General features: G+C 39.3%; 15 protein-coding genes. 11 read left to right on the top strand and 4 right to left on the bottom strand.

Going from position 1 to position 18,361, the window contains the following annotated elements; translation table 11 throughout:
- The first annotated feature begins 187 nt into the window (after positions 1-187).
- Positions 188-1,978 carry a sodium:solute symporter family protein gene (locus BVC89_RS26140; protein WP_086934036.1) on the top strand — a complete coding sequence of 597 codons (1,791 nt, stop codon included), beginning with the start codon at positions 188-190 and terminating at the stop codon, positions 1,976-1,978.
- Positions 1,979-2,032: 54 nt separating this feature from the next.
- Here BVC89_RS26140 and BVC89_RS26135 read toward each other — a convergent pair whose 3' ends face one another.
- Complete coding sequence (locus tag BVC89_RS26135) at positions 2,033-3,562, bottom strand: FG-GAP repeat domain-containing protein (RefSeq protein ID WP_086934035.1); 1,530 nt, start codon at positions 3,560-3,562, stop codon at positions 2,033-2,035.
- 392 nt (positions 3,563-3,954) lie between these two features.
- Between BVC89_RS26135 and BVC89_RS26130 the strand changes: the two genes are divergently transcribed.
- The 4 genes from BVC89_RS26130 (at position 3,955) to BVC89_RS26115 (ending at position 10,054) form a co-directional block, all read left to right on the top strand.
- Positions 3,955-5,256, top strand: a complete 1,302-nt coding sequence (locus BVC89_RS26130; RefSeq protein WP_216825053.1) for a hypothetical protein — start codon at positions 3,955-3,957, stop codon at positions 5,254-5,256.
- Positions 5,257-5,964: 708 nt separating this feature from the next.
- A complete protein-coding gene (locus BVC89_RS29990) occupies positions 5,965-6,597 on the top strand; it encodes a helix-turn-helix domain-containing protein (RefSeq protein WP_158658138.1) in 633 nt (210 codons plus the stop codon).
- Positions 6,598-6,902: 305 nt separating this feature from the next.
- The gene (locus BVC89_RS26120) at positions 6,903-9,041 is read left to right on the top strand and encodes a glycosyl hydrolase family 8 (protein ID WP_086934033.1); all 2,139 of its coding nucleotides are present in this window, start codon (positions 6,903-6,905) and stop codon (positions 9,039-9,041) included.
- Positions 9,042-9,175: 134 nt separating this feature from the next.
- Positions 9,176-10,054, top strand: coding sequence for a 3-keto-disaccharide hydrolase (locus BVC89_RS26115; protein WP_086934032.1), 879 nt, complete (start codon positions 9,176-9,178; stop codon positions 10,052-10,054).
- A gap of 16 nt (positions 10,055-10,070) precedes the next feature.
- Here BVC89_RS26115 and hutG read toward each other — a convergent pair whose 3' ends face one another.
- Positions 10,071-11,042, bottom strand: a complete 972-nt coding sequence (gene hutG, locus BVC89_RS26110) for a formimidoylglutamase (RefSeq protein WP_086934031.1) — start codon at positions 11,040-11,042, stop codon at positions 10,071-10,073.
- Between the two features lie 21 nt (positions 11,043-11,063).
- Positions 11,064-12,281: an imidazolonepropionase gene (hutI, locus tag BVC89_RS26105; protein WP_086934030.1), complete on the bottom strand. Its 1,218-nt coding sequence runs from the start codon at positions 12,279-12,281 to the stop codon at positions 11,064-11,066.
- 173 nt (positions 12,282-12,454) lie between these two features.
- On the opposite strand from hutI, the gene hutC reads away from it, so the two are divergent.
- The 6 genes from hutC (at position 12,455) to BVC89_RS26075 (ending at position 17,978) form a co-directional block, all read left to right on the top strand.
- Entirely contained in the window at positions 12,455-13,180 is a 726-nt protein-coding gene (gene hutC / locus BVC89_RS26100; protein ID WP_086934029.1) for a histidine utilization transcriptional repressor HutC, read from the top strand.
- Between the two features lie 8 nt (positions 13,181-13,188).
- Positions 13,189-14,874, top strand: a complete 1,686-nt coding sequence (gene hutU / locus BVC89_RS26095) for a urocanate hydratase (RefSeq protein ID WP_086934028.1) — start codon at positions 13,189-13,191, stop codon at positions 14,872-14,874.
- A 24-nt stretch (positions 14,875-14,898) separates the two neighbouring features.
- Positions 14,899-16,428 (top strand): histidine ammonia-lyase, encoded by a 1,530-nt coding sequence (gene hutH / locus BVC89_RS26090; protein WP_086934027.1) that lies wholly within the window; start codon positions 14,899-14,901, stop codon positions 16,426-16,428.
- Between the two features lie 441 nt (positions 16,429-16,869).
- The gene (locus BVC89_RS26085) at positions 16,870-17,106 is read left to right on the top strand and encodes a hypothetical protein (RefSeq protein ID WP_158658137.1); all 237 of its coding nucleotides are present in this window, start codon (positions 16,870-16,872) and stop codon (positions 17,104-17,106) included.
- On the top strand, positions 17,066-17,353 hold the full coding sequence (locus BVC89_RS26080) for an AHH domain-containing protein (protein ID WP_158658136.1): 288 nt from the start codon (positions 17,066-17,068) through the stop codon (positions 17,351-17,353). Before BVC89_RS26085 ends, BVC89_RS26080 begins: the two co-directional genes overlap by 41 nt.
- Before the next feature lie 13 nt (positions 17,354-17,366).
- Positions 17,367-17,978, top strand: coding sequence for a hypothetical protein (locus tag BVC89_RS26075; RefSeq protein ID WP_086934024.1), 612 nt, complete (start codon positions 17,367-17,369; stop codon positions 17,976-17,978).
- Between the two features lie 82 nt (positions 17,979-18,060).
- On the opposite strand, the gene BVC89_RS29985 is transcribed toward BVC89_RS26075, so the two are convergent.
- Complete coding sequence (locus BVC89_RS29985) at positions 18,061-18,222, bottom strand: hypothetical protein (protein ID WP_158658135.1); 162 nt, start codon at positions 18,220-18,222, stop codon at positions 18,061-18,063.
- Positions 18,223-18,361: the final 139 nt, after the last annotated feature.

Below are 18,361 nucleotides of genomic sequence, written 5' to 3'. Positions count from 1 at the left end.
TATCGAGCTCGTGAGTTAACCAGAGCGTTTTCAAGGGGGATGTTCTCTTCATCGAGCCCTATTTGCCCTATTCAGCCTTACAAAAACTAGGGAGTTGAAGCGACGCCAGATATGCTTTAAATTCTCAGCTAGCTTTGATAAAAAATAATAAATTTCCTGTGCAAATACCCTCAAGGGTGGGCTCTAAATGAATTTAAGCTGGATCGATATTCTTGTTATTGCGCTGTATATAGGAGGAACTCTGCTGTTAGGCTTGTATGTTTCTCGCCTTGCCAGCAAAGATATTAAATCGTATTTTTTGGCTGGTAAAACAATTCCTTGGTGGGCATTGGGTGTTTCTAATGCATCTGGTATGTTTGATATCACCGGCACTATGTGGTTGGTGTCGATGTGTTTTGTCTACGGATTAAAGAGCGCGTGGTTACCTTGGTTATGGCCCATTTTTAATCAAGTATTCCTGATGGTCTATTTATCTAGTTGGTTACGCCGTTCAAATGTCATGACTGGAGCTCAATGGCTACAAACGCGTTTCGGCTCTGGTAAAGGCTCGGAGCTTTGTCAGTTAATCGTGGTAATTTTCGCCATTGTCAGTGCTGTTGGTTTTATTGCTTATGCATTTAAGGGAATAGGAAAGTTTGCAGCAATTTTCTTTCCCTGGGGCTTATCACCTGATACTTATGCGATCATTATTTTTGCTATTACGACTCTCTATGTTGTGAAAGGCGGAATGTACAGTGTTGTTTTTACTGAAATTGTGCAATTTATAGTGATGACCATCGCAGCGATTAGTGTCGGGGTTATTGCGATGAAAGCTGTGAGTGTTGAGCAATTAGCGCAAGCTACTCCAGATGGTTGGGATGAGTTATTTTTTGGTTGGACACTAAATCTTAATTGGCAAGGTGTTATTGATAGTGTCAATGTAAAAATGAATGAAGATGGCTTTGAGCTATTTGGCCTACTGGTAATGATGATGGTTTTTAAAGGTGTAATATCAAGTATGGCAGGTCCTGTACCAAACTATGATATGCAGAGAATCCTGGCTACGAAGAATGCAAAAGAAGCGGCTAAAATGAGTGGTTTTGTATCTTTAGTGATGTTTTTCCCCCGCTATATGATGGTTGCGGGTTTAACAATACTCGCTCTGGTTTATATGGGACCTGATATCCAATCGCAAGGCAGTCACTTTGATTTTGAACAAATATTACCTTACGCCATTAATAATTTTGTTCCGGTTGGTTTAACTGGGCTGCTAATTGCGGGCTTATTGGCAGCATTTATGTCGACCTTTGCGGCAACAGTCAATGCGGCTCCGGTCTATTTTGTGAATGATATATATAAGCGCTACTTTTGTCCTAATGGTGAAAATCGCACTTATATACGAGTGGGCTACTTGGTTTCGATACTTTTGGTTGTAGTTGGGGTGGGTTTAGGTCTTTTATTGAATACCATTAACGATATTATGCAATGGATTTTTGGAGCGTTATTTGGCGGTTATGCAGCATCGAACTTACTTAAATGGCATTGGTGGAGGTTCAATTCTTATGGTTACTTCTGGGGCATGATGGCAGGCCTAGTAGGCTCACTAATTTTACCTTTAGTTATGCCGGATGTGCAGCCATTAATGGCTTTTCCTCTACTATTGTTATTTGGCTTAATAGGATCGATAGCCGGTACACTTCTAACACCTGCTGAATCTGAAGAAGTACTGTGTGAATTTTATAAGCGTGTGAGACCGTGGGGGGTTTGGCAACCGATACATGATAAAGTCTGTGCTAATGATACTGAATTTAAAGGGAATCAAGATTTTCGCCGAGATATGACAAATGTTGCCATTGGTGTTGTTTGGCAAATGACACTAGTAGTAATGCCTATTTATCTTGTTATCCGTCAATGGTGGCCGATGTTGTGGGCTTTAGTCGTGTTACTTATAAGCTCCTGGCTTCTGAAAAAGAATTGGCTTGATAAACTTGAAGATTAAAGAGTATTAGGGGTACTTCTAATAATCCTTGTGCCCCTAAATTTCCTTTAATTATCAATTGGCAAGTAGTACATTAACAGTTTTTAGTAGCTCGGCATCATCTAATCTGCCGTAATGCATAATAATATCCTGTTTACCATCTCCGTTGATATCCTCATCTAAAATATTTTCGCTGTCAGTTGGAACCTGTGTAGCAAATTTAATTACCGATGATGAATAGGGTTTCTCGCTATTCTTTTGAGCAAGTACAACATTAATCTTTTTACTATCACTTGAAAAAATAAGATCCTTAAAATTGTCACCATTGACATCGATAACCTTGGTTAATGGAAAACCACTTTGTCCTTGACTGATACTAAACTTTAGTTTGACTTTTCTTTGGGCTAATGGCTTTTCTTGAAATCTCTCATTTTCGTCCATCGTGAATACTAAAAATTTTTGCGCAATACCTCCTGATAATAAAGCTCCAATAATTTTGCTTAGGCTTATATTAAAAGAAGATGTCATTACCTCCAGGGTACCGTCGTTATCAATATCTACAAATACAAGGTCTGATAGTGTTTTCTCTGGTGCGATCATAGTTGTCGCTACCTTTTTAAATCGAGTAAGGCCTGATTCTTTATCTCCAAAATAGAATTCATAATCATTTGTACGTTTAAAAACACCAGAACTTTTTGTTAAACGGACAACCAAATCTGGAGCACCATCACCATTCAAATCTTTAACGTTTTCCAAATAACGATAAGAAAGTTTACTCTGGTCTAAACCCTGCCCATCATCTTCATCAACCTCCCACCACTCTTGGTTATGAATATCATCTGATATTTTAATAGCTACCGGTGTCGAAGAAAATTTTCCTGTATCATCTTGCAAATATACATTAATGCCTTCCTGGTGAGACTCAACAATATCACTCTTGTTGTCAAAGTTCATATCAATAAAAAATAAGGGTGGCTGAGAGAAACTAACACCACTAGAATTTGATTTTACCGACGGCGGTATAGCTATAGGTTGATATGTCCATCCGCCACTATTCTTATCTGATAGCCATAAATTTAGACGTTCAAAATGTGGTAGAACTATATCGTCTTTTTTGTCATCATTAATATCTTTAACAAAGTTTCTTTGTTTTAAAGAGGGTACTTCATCTAATAAAAAAATTGATTTTATTGCAAGAGCTTCCTCGATCTTTGGGTTATTCTCTTGTTGTTTTTTCGGTGGTATGTACTTTAACAGTTTGTCCTTAGTTAGAAAGTAAAGTGACTGTTTTTCTCCCACGCCTATGTCGTAAGCAATTACAGAGTCCGGAAGGCTAACTTTATCTAACTGGCTAAATTGTTTATTTCCCTGATCGTATGTGAATATACTTAGCCATCTTTTTTCATTGTTATCTGTACCAATGAAAATCAACTCTTTACCTTTGTGTTCGGTTAGGTTAGCTGCTAAGGCTGGTTGCTTAATAGCAAAAGGTAGCGTTACTTTATGAGTAGTAAATAGGGGATTTTGGGTTTGCGCGCTAGTCTTGGTCGCGCTTGATAGTAGACCTATTAATAATATTGCTGCATACATGTACGGATATAGCATTGAATATTCTCTAACATCTAGACTGTTTTGTTGTATTTACATCACTTATGTAGTGATGATTACTATATACTTGGCCTCCTTGATGATTTCCGATCCATGTTTGATGTACTTAAGCTCTCCTACGTCCATATAGTAATTGCTGTAAGCTGTATAGAGAGCTAATTAAATACAAATAGTTCATAATAGAAACGGTTATTTTGCCGTCTATTGTTGTTACTTCCGTTACCCATAGCCTCACTATGTCTACATGGGTTGTAGGTAAGGGGCGTGAGCTGGGAGCGGAAGCTCTGAGCTGTAGTAAGCGTTTAACCAGACAACAAAATTCCTCACATTTATGACAACCTATTATAGTTAATCAGCTCTAAACTAATCTCTGACAGAGGAGGCATCAAATGAGAACTGGAATTTTACTATGTCTACTGGCTTTTATGCTGGTTATTAGCGGTTGTTCGTCGCAAAAAAAGGTGAATTCAAAGGATTTAGATGGCATAGCTGAAAGTTATGTACGCTTAGTGTTAGCTTTGGGCCAACATGATGCTGGATATGTTGATGCATACTATGGACCTAAAAAATGGCAAACGGATATTCAACAGCAGACACTTGATGATATTTTATCCAGTGCAACTGCGCTTATTGAACAACTAAACCAGGTTGAAGTGTCTAGCGAAGAGTTAGTCGTTCTTAGGCACCGCTACCTTCTGAGGCAGCTGGGTGCATTGTCTGCATATGTCAAAATGCTTAAGGGGGAACGTTGGAGCTTTGATAAAGAATCTCAAGCACTATATGATGCTGTCGCCCCTACCCATACAAGGGAGCACTTTCAAAAGATTGTAGATCAGATAGACGAGCTGTTGGTAAAGGATGGGGCCGAAGGGGATTCATTTATTGAACGTATTGAGAATTTCCGCAAAGAGTTCATTATTCCACCAAAAAAATTGGACGCAGTATTTAAAAGAGCTATTGAGGCATGCCGTGAGCGCACGCAGAAATACATTGATCTACCCGAAGGGGAGAGCTTTGTCGTTGAATATGTTACTGATAAGCCTTGGAGTGGCTACAACTGGTATCAGGGGAACTATCACAGTTTAATTCAGGTAAACACTGATTTGCCTATCTTTATTAGCCGCGCTATTGATTTGGCTTGTCACGAAGGCTATCCAGGTCATCATTTATATAACACTCTGCTTGAAAAGCATTTAGTGAGGGACAAGAGTTGGGTAGAGTATTCTGTTTACCCTCTGTACAGTCCGCAATCTTTAATTGCTGAAGGGAGCGCCAATTTTGGTATTCAGATGGCCTTTCCTGGTGACTCTCGCTGGCAGTTTGAGAGGGATTACTTATTTCCTATTGCGGGCTTAAACCCAAAACGCGCCGAGCTCTACTACAAAATAGAAGAAGCCATGTCGGGTTTAAGTTATGCCGGCAATGAAGCCGCGCGTCGTTATCTCGATGGTGATATTAATGCCGATGCAGCAGCTCGTTGGTTAACGAGTTATTCAGCTATGGCTCCTGCTAGAGCACGACAAAGAGTAAAATTCATAGATACTTATAGAAGCTATGTTATTAACTATAACTTGGGCAAGGACTTAGTCCGCCAGCATATTGAAAAAGAAGCCGGCAGCGTAGACGATCAGCGCTGGAAAGTGTTTGCTGAGTTACTATCATCTCCTAGATTGCCATCAGACCTTAAGTAAAATATCTACTTATAAAATAAGCAAAACTCTTTGCTTATTTTATAAGTCTCCATGTTTATATCGAATTGTCGATAGACGTGCCAGCCTGTGTGATTCAATTAGTGTTAATCAACCGTCGTTAAGCCTATGACAATGATTGTATGAGATAATAGCGTTAATCAATTACAACTAGCCAACCACTACTACGATTGACTTTTTGCGCTGATACAAAATATGGAATCTAATATTTTAAATTTTCATGATCTTGTATTATTTATGAGTACTTTGGCCGCTGTTTACCTAGCATTAATGGTGGCTCTGGAAAGTAAAGGTAGCAGTCGCCTCTATCTTCCTGTCTTTTTGGTTTGCACTGCGATAGAAACATTATACATCATGTCGTTCTATTCGTTATTTGGTGCGACTTATATTGCTTCACAGATGCCTTTTTTCTACTTTTTTTTAATTGCAGCTTTCTATATTAAAGGCCAAACCTTATTTTTTTACGTAAGTTTCCGCGTAATAAAAAATTATCATATCACCAACAAATCCATTTTCCATATTACTCCACTATTTGTTTACATTTTCACTATTATTGTCTCGTATGACAGTAATAGTACCTTGTATCGTAATTTTTATACTTGGCAAGGAAATTTTGTGAACCCCTCCACATATCATCTAACTTTGATTATCTATGGCTTTGCTAGCTTGTATATTTTCATAAAGCATGGCTTGAAAGTATCAGAAAAAAAACAATATGTTTTTAAAGAAACCACTACCAATCAGCTATTGATGATTGTGGGAGGCTATTTATTTATTTGGTTCGTTGGTTTCAGTGCACATACTGCCTATCATCTAACAGAAAATATGAATATTGCGAGCAGTATAGGTAAAACGGCAATTTATTTAAATTTTATAATGTTAATTGCTTTATTTACTTTTTTCTGGAGAGCTAGGCTTGATTCTAATATGTATGAGCATAGTCATATTGAAGATGAACCTCAATTTAGACAAGACATGGACTTCAATGTAAGAAAAATTAGCCAGCTAATAGAAAATAAAAAACCATATTTGCAGCCTAATATGACTCTGGATCGTATGGCCCATGAATTAAATACTACTCCTAGAGCACTTTCTGTCGTGTTAAATGAATTTTATGGTATAAGTTTTTATCAGTATCTTAATCAAAACCGTATTGAGGAAGCCAAAAAGCTGTTAGCAAGCCAGGGGAAAAGAACGCAGATATCCAGTATTTATAGCTTGGCAGGCTTTACCAGTCGTACGACTTTTAATGTTAAATTCAAAGAGTTTGTTGGGCAAACTCCCAGTGAATATAGACGTGCTGTTATCAATAATATTCGATAATATCTCATTTCTTTAATATGACTTTTTAGTGTCATAATCCATTGTAACTGACCTTATAAGTATAAGTTTATGCTATCTGCATTTATCCGAGCTAATAGTTGCGTATATTTGACCTCGTAAAATAATTTATTTTCTTAATTTTTTTCAAAAAATTTAAAATATTTTCTTTTACTATCAATGGCTTATAACTGTTCGTCTAATTTCTTTCATTCGAACATTTTTTCTCTGGACAGCATTTTTAACCTGAATTCAAATGGGCTGCTCCTAGGTAGTCTGTTAGCTACACATTTAAAAGGTTAAAAACGATGAATATGAAAAAACTTAAGAACTTTGGCTTCTTATGCATATTATGGAGCCAGCTTTTTGTCTTGCACGATGGGGTTGCTGCGCCAGCATTTGAAACTGGAGTACACAGAAATTTATTTGTTGAAATGGGAATTGCCGCTTCTGAGCAGGAAGTAGATAACAAAGTTTTAGGTGCGTATCAACAGTTGTTCCACGGCGACGCGAGCAGTGAAAAAGTGTACTTCGAGGTTGATAACAATATGGCTTACATTCTTGCTGTTGACTCCGATGATATACGTTCTGAAGGCATGTCATATGGGATGACGGTAGCCGTGATGATGAATGATCAAGTAGTCTTCGATAAGTTATGGAACTTCTCGAAGACTAAAATGCAGCATCAGACAGGTGATCGGAAGGGATATTTCTCTTGGCAATTGCAAGCCAGTGCACCCTTTACCGCGATTGATAAGAATGCGGCTCCTGATGGTGAGGAATATTTTGTTATGGCATTAATGTTTGCTTCAAATCGTTGGGGTGATGGCGAGGGAATTTATAACTATAGCCGCGAAGCAAATTTTATTTTGGATGAAATGGTAAATAAAGCAACTAATGCGACACAGGTGCCAATTATAAACCCTAATTACAATCAGGTTATTTTTACACCTGATAAACGTTCCGAAGCATTCACCGATCCATCTTATCACTTGCCCGCGTTTTATGAGCTTTGGTCTCGTTGGGCTATCAAGGACAACAGTTACTGGCGATTAGTGGCGGAGACCAGCCGCGATTTTTTTGAAAATGCTGCTCACCCTGTAACCGGATTATATACCGATTATGCCAATTTTGATGGTAGCCCAAAGGTCACGAGCTTTAATCCAAATAGCCATCTCTCAGCCTTTGATGCCATGCGAACAATTCAAAATGTAGCTGTAGACTACGCGTGGTTTGAAGACGACCCGCGTTCGGTAGAGTTAGCAAATCGTATTCTGACTTTTTATAACGATCAAGGTAACTATGTCACTGTGTATACTCACGACGGAGTGCCTCAGGTGGAATATCGCAGTGAGGGGCACGTGGCAATGAACGCTGTGGCAGCTTTGGCTTCAGATTTACCAATAGCTAAAAGGTTTGTGGAAGACTTATGGCAGTTGCCGATTCCCACAGGAAAATACCGCTACTATAACGGCCTATTATACATGCTGGGGTTATTACACACTTCCGGTAAATTTAAGATTATAAAGCCTAGCAGCAATAGTGGAATACCAAGTGCCGGCGATGTAATAGTAACTACTAATAAAAACGAAAGTGTTGACATTAACTTATTAGGGTCTGATCCAGGTGGTCAAATTGCTTCTTACTCGATTTTATCTAGCCCCACGCACGGAAGTGCTGTATTGAATGAGAATATTGCAACTTATACACCTGTTTCTGATTTCGTCGGAAATGATAGTTTCTCATACATTGTTATCGATAATGATGGTAATCAATCGCAAGCTGCTAAGGTAACTATTTCGGTGAATGAACTAATGGCCGTTAGCTGTAACATTGGTAATGCTGATATTTGGAATTCAGGGTTTGTATTAAATAATATTGTTGTTACCAACACAGGTACGGAAACGTTAAATGGTTGGAAGATTAGTATTCCTGTACAAGTTCCGGTGCAAATTAGTGGCTTTTGGAATGCTAATGTTGTGGTTGAAGACCATATAATTTTTGCTTCTAGTGATAATGTCTTAGCTCCAGGTCAGTCTAATAATTTTGGTTTTCAAGGGAGTCATAATGGTGGCTTTGTTGTTCCCGAATGTTTAGGTAGTGGTGTCGACACATCACCAACTCCCGGAGACAATATCCCTGGTACAGGTAGTACTGTCTGCGAATATAATATTCAAAATGAGTGGGACTCTGGTTTCGTTGCATCTATTCGTATTACTAATAATTCCACCACTGTATTAACAGATTGGCAGCTTAACTGGGAATACAACGATGGCTCGACCATAGTAAATTATTGGAATGCTGTGCTCAGCGGGAATAATCCTTATCTCGTTGCTTCAAATGTATCGATCTCACCTGGACAAAGCATTGAGTTTGGTATTCAGGGAGAAAAGAGCTCTGCTAATCCTGCGCAAATTCCTAGCTTGATGGGTAGTGCTTGTCAGTAAGCGCTTCAATATCTTGATCTGGTCATCTGGTAATAGTATGTGTGGCCAGATCTTAATAAGCTCTAAATAAAAACTTGCATCTATAGAGAAAATGGTATCAACTTGGTATTAGTAAATACCACGGTTACCAAAATATGTTACTGCGAATATTCTTGCTAATTTTTATTGTATCTCTTACGCCCTCTACTTTTGCTAGTTCAAAATCAGAATGGATATCTTTACTTGATGATAATTTAAGTCAATGGGATAACTATCTAAGCTACTCATTTAAGCCCGGTTATGATGGTTCTCAGCCTATTGATTCAAATGGCAAACCTATCTCTCCTATTGGAGAAAATAGTGCTCTTGCTGACAGAATATTTTCTGTAGTTAAGACGAATAACGAACCTATATTGAAAATATCTGGTGAAATCTATGGTGCCCTAATCACTAAACAGAGTTTCCGTAACTACCATTTGCATATGAAGGTACGTTGGGGGGAAATGAAGTGGAACCCGAGAAAGGCATTGTTAAAAGATAGTGGTATTCTCTATCACTCGGTTGGCCCTCACGGGGCCGAGTATTGGCGCTCATGGATGCAAGGTCAAGAATTCCAAATTATGGAAGGTCACATGGGGGATTATTGGAGTCAAGCTACGTCTGCTATGGATGTCAGAGCTTATACACCAGAGTATATTATGAATCCTATTGCCAGTACCACACAGCCTTTTTTATCTGTTGGCCATAAAGAAAAAATTAAAGGGTTGGTAATTCGCAGTGACAATCATGAAAGTCCTGAAGGGGAGTGGACGAGCCTCGACCTGATTTGCCACGAAGGAAAGAGTTTGCATATTGTTAACAGCAAGGTCGTTATGGTACTAAAAAACTCACGCTATGAAAAAGATGAAAAGTTTATTCCTTTAGATGAAGGGAAAATACAGTTACAAAGCGAAGCCGCTGAAATTTTTTATAAAGATATAAAAATTAAAGAAATAGATAAGCTTCCCAAAAAATATACACCATTATTTAACTAGATTCTATTAAGGTAAGTTAATAGTCTCTAGTTACTATCTCATATACTAAGCGTGCTGCTAGTTTTGCTGTTTGGTCGTCGCGGTCGTATTTTGGGTTGGTTTCCGCTATATCACTAAGCAGTAAATGAACTTCATGCTTCGCGCAAAGTGATTTTATTTTGCGAATCAGTTTTATAGCAATTTGAGGTTCTATTCCCAATGCTGCAGGAGCACTAACGCCAGGTGCATATCCACTATTGAATACATCCATACATATGCTGAGATATAGATAATCTAAATCCTTTATATAATCGTCAAGTTGCTGATATATCTTTGTATTATTCCCTTCGTAGACTTCAGTATCCTCAAGCCATTTAACATTATTTTTTCTTGCATAGTCAAATAAAGCATGAGTATTACTACTGGGGTTTATCCCGACAACAAAATAATGAAAAGGCAAGTTTTGCTGTTGACAATATTCATTGCATTGACGAAAAGGAGTGCCCGAGGAAGAGGTGGAGTTGGGAGTACGTAAGTCAAAATGTGCATCGAAATTGATAATTCCCATATTTGGGCTTTTATTTTTTTTGGCTAGGTATTTCTGTATGCCAGAAAATGATGCCCATGCCACCTCATGGCCACCACCCAAAATTATAGGTCTTCCATTTCTTTCAAGTATATTATTTATATGGTATGCGAGAATTTCTTGGCTATCTTCCAATTTATTGTTTACACAAACCACATTGCCGTATTCAAAAAAATTAAATTGCTTTGTGCACGTTAAACTAGCGAGTGATCTACGTATGTGATCAGGGCCTTGAGAGGCACCTATACGGCCTTGATTTCGATGTACACCTTCATCACAGGCAAAACCTAGTATGACTATAGCCTTATCATAATCGATAGGGTTTTTTGTTCTACTAAGTCTCTGATGCCAGCGCAGTCCATTATCGCCATCTTCATGATCAACTCTACCTTGCCAGATATTGGTATCTATTTCTTGTAACATATTAATAGAAACATTCTAAACTTAAATTTCTTGTTGATGTCCTGCTATCCAAGTCTTATTGGGTAACACAGCAGGGGTTTCATATACTAGTTCACAGGGATTCGTTATAGGCCATAAAATAAAATCGGCATCGGAATTTTTTTGAATTACCCCTTTACTATTTAGTCTAAGCGCCTTCGCGCCATTTATCGTAATTCCCTTTAAGGCTTCTTCAGGAGTTAAGCCAAATAATACACATGCCATATTAGCCGCTGTAAGAATAGAAAATATGGGTGAGCTACCGGGGTTTAAATCAGTAGCAATAGCTACCGGTAAATTGTACTTTCTTATATACTGTATGGGTGGTTTTTGTTTCTCATTCAGGTAGTAGTATGCTCCTGGTAGTAGTACGGGAATAACTCCAGATACCTTCATTTTCTTTACTTGATGTTCATCAGCATATTCTAAATGATCTGCAGATAAACCATTGTACTGGCAAACAATATCTGTGCCTTGTGACTGGCTTAGTTGCTCTACATGGCCTTTAATTGGCAATCCTAAGCTCGTCGCAGCTGAGAATAATTGTTGTGCATGTTGTTGGCTAAAGGCAATGGATTCGCAAAAAATATCGACGGCATCTGCCAATCCGAGCTGCTTAATCTCGGGTAGTAATTCCTCGCATACCCATTGAATATAATCATCTTTAGTTCCGCTAAAATCTTTTGGTACAGCATGAGCGGCTAAACATGTTGCAATAATATTTAATGGACTATCTTGTTTTATTCTTTGAATAACACGAAGTAATTTGACCTCACTCTCAAAATTTAAGCCATAGCCTGATTTTATTTCTAAACTGGTGACACCACTTTGCTGTAAACGTTTTATTCGAGATATGGCAATGTTATATAAATTATCTTCACTAGTACTTCTCGATGCGTTTACCGTGCTCATAATACCGCCACCTTCATTGGCAATAGCCTGGTAAGACTTTCCTTGTAATCTGAATTCGAATTCTTTGGCTCTATCGCCGCCGTAGACTAAGTGAGTATGGCAATCCACAAAGCCTGGTGTGATCAATTTTCCGTGAGCATCAAGCTCGTATTTGGCATTAAAAGCTTGCATGTCAATATTATCGCCTACTGCAACGATTTTCTTATCTCGCCAAGCTAAAAACGCATTTTCAATCATTCCATAAGGTGCGCTTACTTGCTCATCAAAGGTGGCGATAGTCGCGTTATATATAATGCCATCTACAGTCATCAATGTCGTACTCGATATAGAACCAGTTAACGTGCTTTATTGATTTACAGGTATGAAAATATTAGTTGTATATACAACTTGTTTCAACTATTATTTTTCTTATTATTGCTTATTTAATGTCTGCTAATAGGCCTTGAAGGGCGTATCTAAATAGATTTAATGATATATAAAACATGCCAAAGCCACGGTTTGAAGTTATTAAACAACACATTATCGATAAAATTGAGAAAGGTTCTTGGGTTTCCGGTGATACAGTGCCATCGGAAAATCAATTATCTGAACAATTTTTGGTAAGCCGCATGACTGCTAGGCGGGCGTTAAGTGAATTGACTCAAAGCGGTGTGCTGGAACGCATACAAGGTGCGGGTACCTTTGTAGCTGAGCAATTACCGACAGGCTCGTTATTAGAGATACGTAATATCGCCGATGAAATTGCCGAACGAGGTCATTCTCATAAAGCTGAAGTCTTGTGTTTGGAAGAGCGTATAAGTGACGAGAAAATGAGACACCTGCTGGCACTTAATGCGGGACAGAAGTATTGGTTTAGCCGGGTTTTGCATTTTGAAAATAATTTGCCAATTCAATTAGAAGAACGCTTTGTCAACGCTAAGCTAGTGCCTGATTATTTGCAGCAAGATTTCTCTCAGATCACTCCAGGCGCCTACCTTACACAAGTAACTCCTTTAAGTGAAGCTGACCATTGGATAGAGGCGATCAATGGCAGTAGTAAAGTATGCAAGCTTTTAGCAATGAAAAAAAATACCCATTGTTTGAAAGTTTCACGGCGAACATATAGTCGTAAAAAAAATGCTAAGACCAAGCAACTAGATATCGTTAACTTTGCATATTTGTATCATCCTGGTGATCGTTATCGTCTGGGTGGTCATTTAAATTTTTAAGGTGATATATGAATAATCTACGCATGGACAAAAACCGTGTTATCAAAGCCGCAACGGGGACAAACCTATCGGCTAAGAGTTGGTTAACTGAAGCTGCTCTACGTATGTTGATGAATAATTTAGACCCTGAGGTAGCAGAACATCCTGAGGCATTGGTTGTTTACGGCGGGATTGGACGTGCAGCACGTAACTGGCCATGTTTCGATGCAATTGTCGATATATTAAAGCGTTTAAATGATAACGAAACACTTTTGATACAGAGCGGCAAACCAGTGGGTGTTTTTACCACTCATGAAGATGCGCCTAGAGTATTAATCGCTAATTCAAACCTAGTGCCTCATTGGGCTAATTGGGATCACTTTAATGAGCTGGATAAGCAAGGGCTTATGATGTATGGCCAGATGACAGCTGGTTCTTGGATTTATATTGGTTCTCAAGGTATTGTGCAAGGAACCTATGAAACTTTTGGTGCTGTTGCTACACAACATTTCTCTGGTGATGCCAGTGGTAAATGGATTTTAACGGGAGGACTTGGAGGAATGGGGGGAGCACAGCCTTTGGCGGCCAGCATGGCAGGGTTTTCCATGTTAGCTGTTGAGGTTGATGAAAGTCGTATTGATTTTCGGATTAAAACAAAATATCTCGATGCCAAAGCTACTAGCCTTGATGAAGCATTGCGACTGATTGAACAAGCGAAACATGATAACACTACAATTACGGTTGGCTTACTGGCTAACGCCGCAGATATCTATATTGAACTTGTTAAGCGTGGCATTACGCCTGATGTTGTAACAGACCAAACCAGCGCTCATGATCCTCTCAATGGTTATTTGCCACAACAATGGACTTTGGAACATGCTAAAAAAATGCGTGAGCAAAATCCACAAGATGTAATTAATAGTGCTAAAGAGTCAATGGCTTGTCAGGTACAAGCTATGTTGGCTATGCAAGATAAGGGGGCTGCAGTACTTGATTATGGAAATAATATTAGGCAAATGGCCTTAGAAAAGGGTGTTAAAAACGCTTTTCACTTTCCTGGTTTTGTACCTGCATATATTCGTCCTTTATTTTGTCAAGGCATTGGGCCATTTCGCTGGGCCGCTTTATCTGGTGATCCGCAAGATATCTATAAAACTGATGCCAAAGTAAAAGAATTAATTCCTCATAATAAACATTTACATAACTGGCTTGACATGGCTCGCGAGAGAATTCAATTTCAAGGCTTGCCAGCGCGTATATGCTGGATAGGATTGGAAGACCGTGCTCGTATTGGTCAGTCATTTAATGACATGGTGGCCAGTGGTGAATTAAAAGCACCTGTGGTTATCGGTCGAGACCATTTAGATTCTGGTTCTGTGGCTTCACCAAATCGTGAAACCGAGGCGATGAAAGATGGATCTGATGCAGTATCGGATTGGCCGTTATTGAATGCTTTATTAAATACTTCCAGTGGTGCTACTTGGGTAAGTCTGCACCATGGTGGCGGCGTTGGCATGGGGTTTAGTCAACACTCTGGTGTAGTTATAGTATGTGATGGAACTGCAAAAGCAGGCGAGCGAGTAAGTCGAGTACTATGGAATGATCCCGCCACTGGTGTTATGCGACATGCGGATGCCGGCTATGACATCGCTATCGCTAGTGCGCAAAAAAACGGTCTTGATCTACCTATGTTGAGTCGTTCAACAGAAAAATAAAGCGAGGAGATAGGGCGAAAAATTATGAAACCACTTGTTATAAAGCCTGGTAAATTGAGTTTAAAAGAGCTCGCTTTAGCTAATCAGCAAGCATTATCTGTGTGTCTTGATGATAGTGCTATTGAAGCGATTGAATCTTCTGCTGATACTGTAAAAAACATTGTTACAGAAGGTCGCACAGTTTACGGTATTAATACCGGTTTTGGTTTATTGGCTAACACTAAAATTGCCGCCGAAGAGCTAGAAACATTGCAGCGTAGTATTGTACTTTCTCACGCTGCTGGCATGGGTGACTACATGGATGATGCCACGGTGCGTTTATTAATGCTGTTGAAAATTAATTCTTTAGCTAGAGGATTTTCTGGAATAAGGCTATCGGTAATTCAAGCTCTCATTACCTTACTTAATCATGAAATTTATCCTTGTATTCCTATTAAAGGTTCAGTTGGAGCTTCAGGCGACCTCGCACCTCTTGCTCATATGAGTATCGTGCTTTTAGGCGAAGGGCAGGCGAGCCATAGAGGTGAAATTATCTCTGCAAAAATAGCCCTTGAAATTGCTGGCTTAGAAGCTGTGACTCTAGCACCGAAGGAGGGATTGGCTTTACTTAACGGAACTCAAGCATCAACAGCACTTGCTTTACAAGGATTGTTAGAAACAGAAAACTTACTCGCTGCTGCTACAGTGATTGGTGCTTTGACGGTAGAGGCAGCTAAAGGATCTCGCAGCCCATTTGATGCTCGCATTCATGAAGCTAGAGGGCATCAGTCGCAAATTGATATGGCGGCTGCATACCGTGATTTATTAGATCATTCAGAGATCGAAGACTCTCATCGTAATTGTGATAAAGTGCAAGATCCTTATTCACTCCGATGTCAACCACAAGTAATGGGAGCATGCTTACAGCAAATACGCAATGCAGCAGACATTATTGTTACTGAAGCTAATGCAGTTTCAGACAACCCTTTAGTTTTTTCTGGTGATAATGATATTTTATCCGGCGGCAATTTTCACGCCGAGCCTATTGCAATGGCAGCAGATAATTTAGCTTTAGCAATAGCTGAAATTGGCGCTATATCGGAACGTCGAATGGCTTTATTAATTGATAGTGAGTTAAGTAACTTACCTCCCTTTTTAGTGGACAACGGAGGCGTAAACTCCGGTTTTATGATTGCACAAGTTACCTCCGCTGCTCTAGCAAGTGAGAACAAGACCCTCGCTCACCCTGCATCTGTCGACAGTATGCCAACCTCTGCAAATCAGGAAGATCATGTATCGATGGCAACTTTTGCGGCTCGAAGATTGCGAGATATGGTAGAGAATACTAATGGTATTTTAGCGATTGAATGGCTTGCTGCTAGCCAAGGTCTAGATTTTTTAGCACCACTAAAATCATCGAAAACATTAGAAAAGTCAAAGGCTCTATTGCGAAGTGCTGTAGCTTTTTATGATAAAGACAGATACTTTGCTCCCGATATTAAAAAAGCATCGGCACTAATTCAAGAGCATCATTTTCTATCTTATGTAATCAATGATATTCGTATCAGTGAATAATAATTGCAAACAGGTGTAATTTAATTAGGGTGACCGATTCATACACGTACAGTCTTTTGCCCCTTGATTTAGCAGGATATCATTATTATTCATCGTGCTTTCACCTTTGTGTTGCGGGTCAGAATAGTTGGCACCTTATCAGACGGTTCATACCATTCCTGGAAAGGCGTTTCATGGAGTAATATGACGCGGCATGAACGTATCATGCTCGCGTCATAAGAAATTAATATATTGCTTAAAAATGGCGTTTTATACTCATTATTGGCGCGAATGGCTAACCATTGAAATGTAGGACGGCTGGTAAAATATCGAATTAATCTTCATTCTTACCCCACATACAAGGATCGCTGAATGTTTCCCGATATTAAACCACCTAAAACGCATATTGAACGCTTGCTTGTTCAATTCGCAAATATTAAAAAACCAGCATTAGCGGATTTTATGGCCTTTCGAGCACGGGCGCAGGTGGGTGATTTTCTGGACAAATACCGCGTCCAAGCATCTAATATGACTCAAGAACAGCTACAGGCTGAAACGCACTCATCTAAGCGCATGGCGGGTTATATGCGCCGTGCTGGTGATCCGCGTCCTTCTTCTCGATGCGATGCCCATGCTATTATATCGGGTCATCATGCTGATGCTGCGGTTATTATTGGCGTGGGCGGGAATACGCATTGATGATCCGTTTAATGGATGCTGGTTGCCTAAAGACTGGGATGACCGTAAATATATGCCTAACTATCTTCGCCACGCTGTACCACATTGCCGTATTCATCATACTGAATATTATTTTTGGCTTAATAACAAAATTAACCCCCAGAATATTAAGACACCAGAGGCACTTATTAATACATTGCGTTTAATTCGTATTGCCTTGCAAAGTGGGAGTGTTCCACCTAATGTCATGCCTCAAACGGGGCGTTAGGAATTACTGATTTATGAACCTCTATACAATTGTTTTTGACCGCCGCCATTATGTTTCGATGATTTGGGATAGTGCGCAAATTATTAAACTGTCAAACAATGAACTTGACCATCGCATTGATATGAACGGTGCGCCTATTCGCCATGCTTCTATCTTTAAAGAACCTTTGCGTGTGACATTTACATCTAACAGCAAGGAAGATAAGGGACTATTACGACCCGAAATAACGGTACAACAAGGACGTTTTTATTTTAGTCAAAGAGCATATAACGTACTTAAGCCTCTTATTGAAAATGATGGTGAGTTTTTGCCTCTTATTGATGAACATGGGGATATGGCTTATGTTTTTACGCCTCTTCGGGTTGCTGAGGATGTCGCAGGGCTTAATACAAAACTAAGCCGTAAGAATCAATGGGGTGATTTAGAAAGCCTAGCTTTTCATGAAAATAAAGTAAAAGGCTGGACTGTTTTTCGTGCAGATTTTAATGCGCATATGACACCACAATGTAATCAAGCTGTCAAAGATGCAATTGAGGAAGCCGACTTGAAAGGTGTGTTTTTCACAACGGATTTGGGCAATGGTTATTCAAATCAATTTGATGAAGGTGTGCAGATAAAAAATTAATACAAAAAGCCAAGCCACGATGTGGCTTGGGTGGTTGTTTAGGTTTGTTATTTTACAAGCTTGGCGGTTGCTGTGTGTGGGCTTATTGTGGCAGCGTGCCCGTATCGTAATGCTGAAATTTATTCACGGCATTGTTGTAGCGGTCTTCACTGACATTGTCTAGTAGCCAGTCCGGGATGGTAAAGCCCCGTCCCGAAGCATTACCCCGCATAATCAGGTGCATATTGTTATCGGACACACTCAAATACGCCCAAAGGCTCTCTTTATTAGCCCGGCCCTTACCTACCGCCCCGCCTGTAAACAGGTTGCAAGTGGTAATATTTTGTGGAAAGCCATAGAAGGGAAATATTAAACCTAAAGTTTAAAAAAACATTTCTAAGTTT

The organism is Agarilytica rhodophyticola (genome assembly GCF_002157225.2).
In the GTDB taxonomy this organism is placed as follows: Bacteria; Pseudomonadota; Gammaproteobacteria; order Pseudomonadales; family Cellvibrionaceae; genus Agarilytica; species Agarilytica rhodophyticola.
The sequence above is the reverse complement of the archived record's forward strand: the minus strand, read 5'-3'. Positions and strand labels throughout refer to the sequence as shown.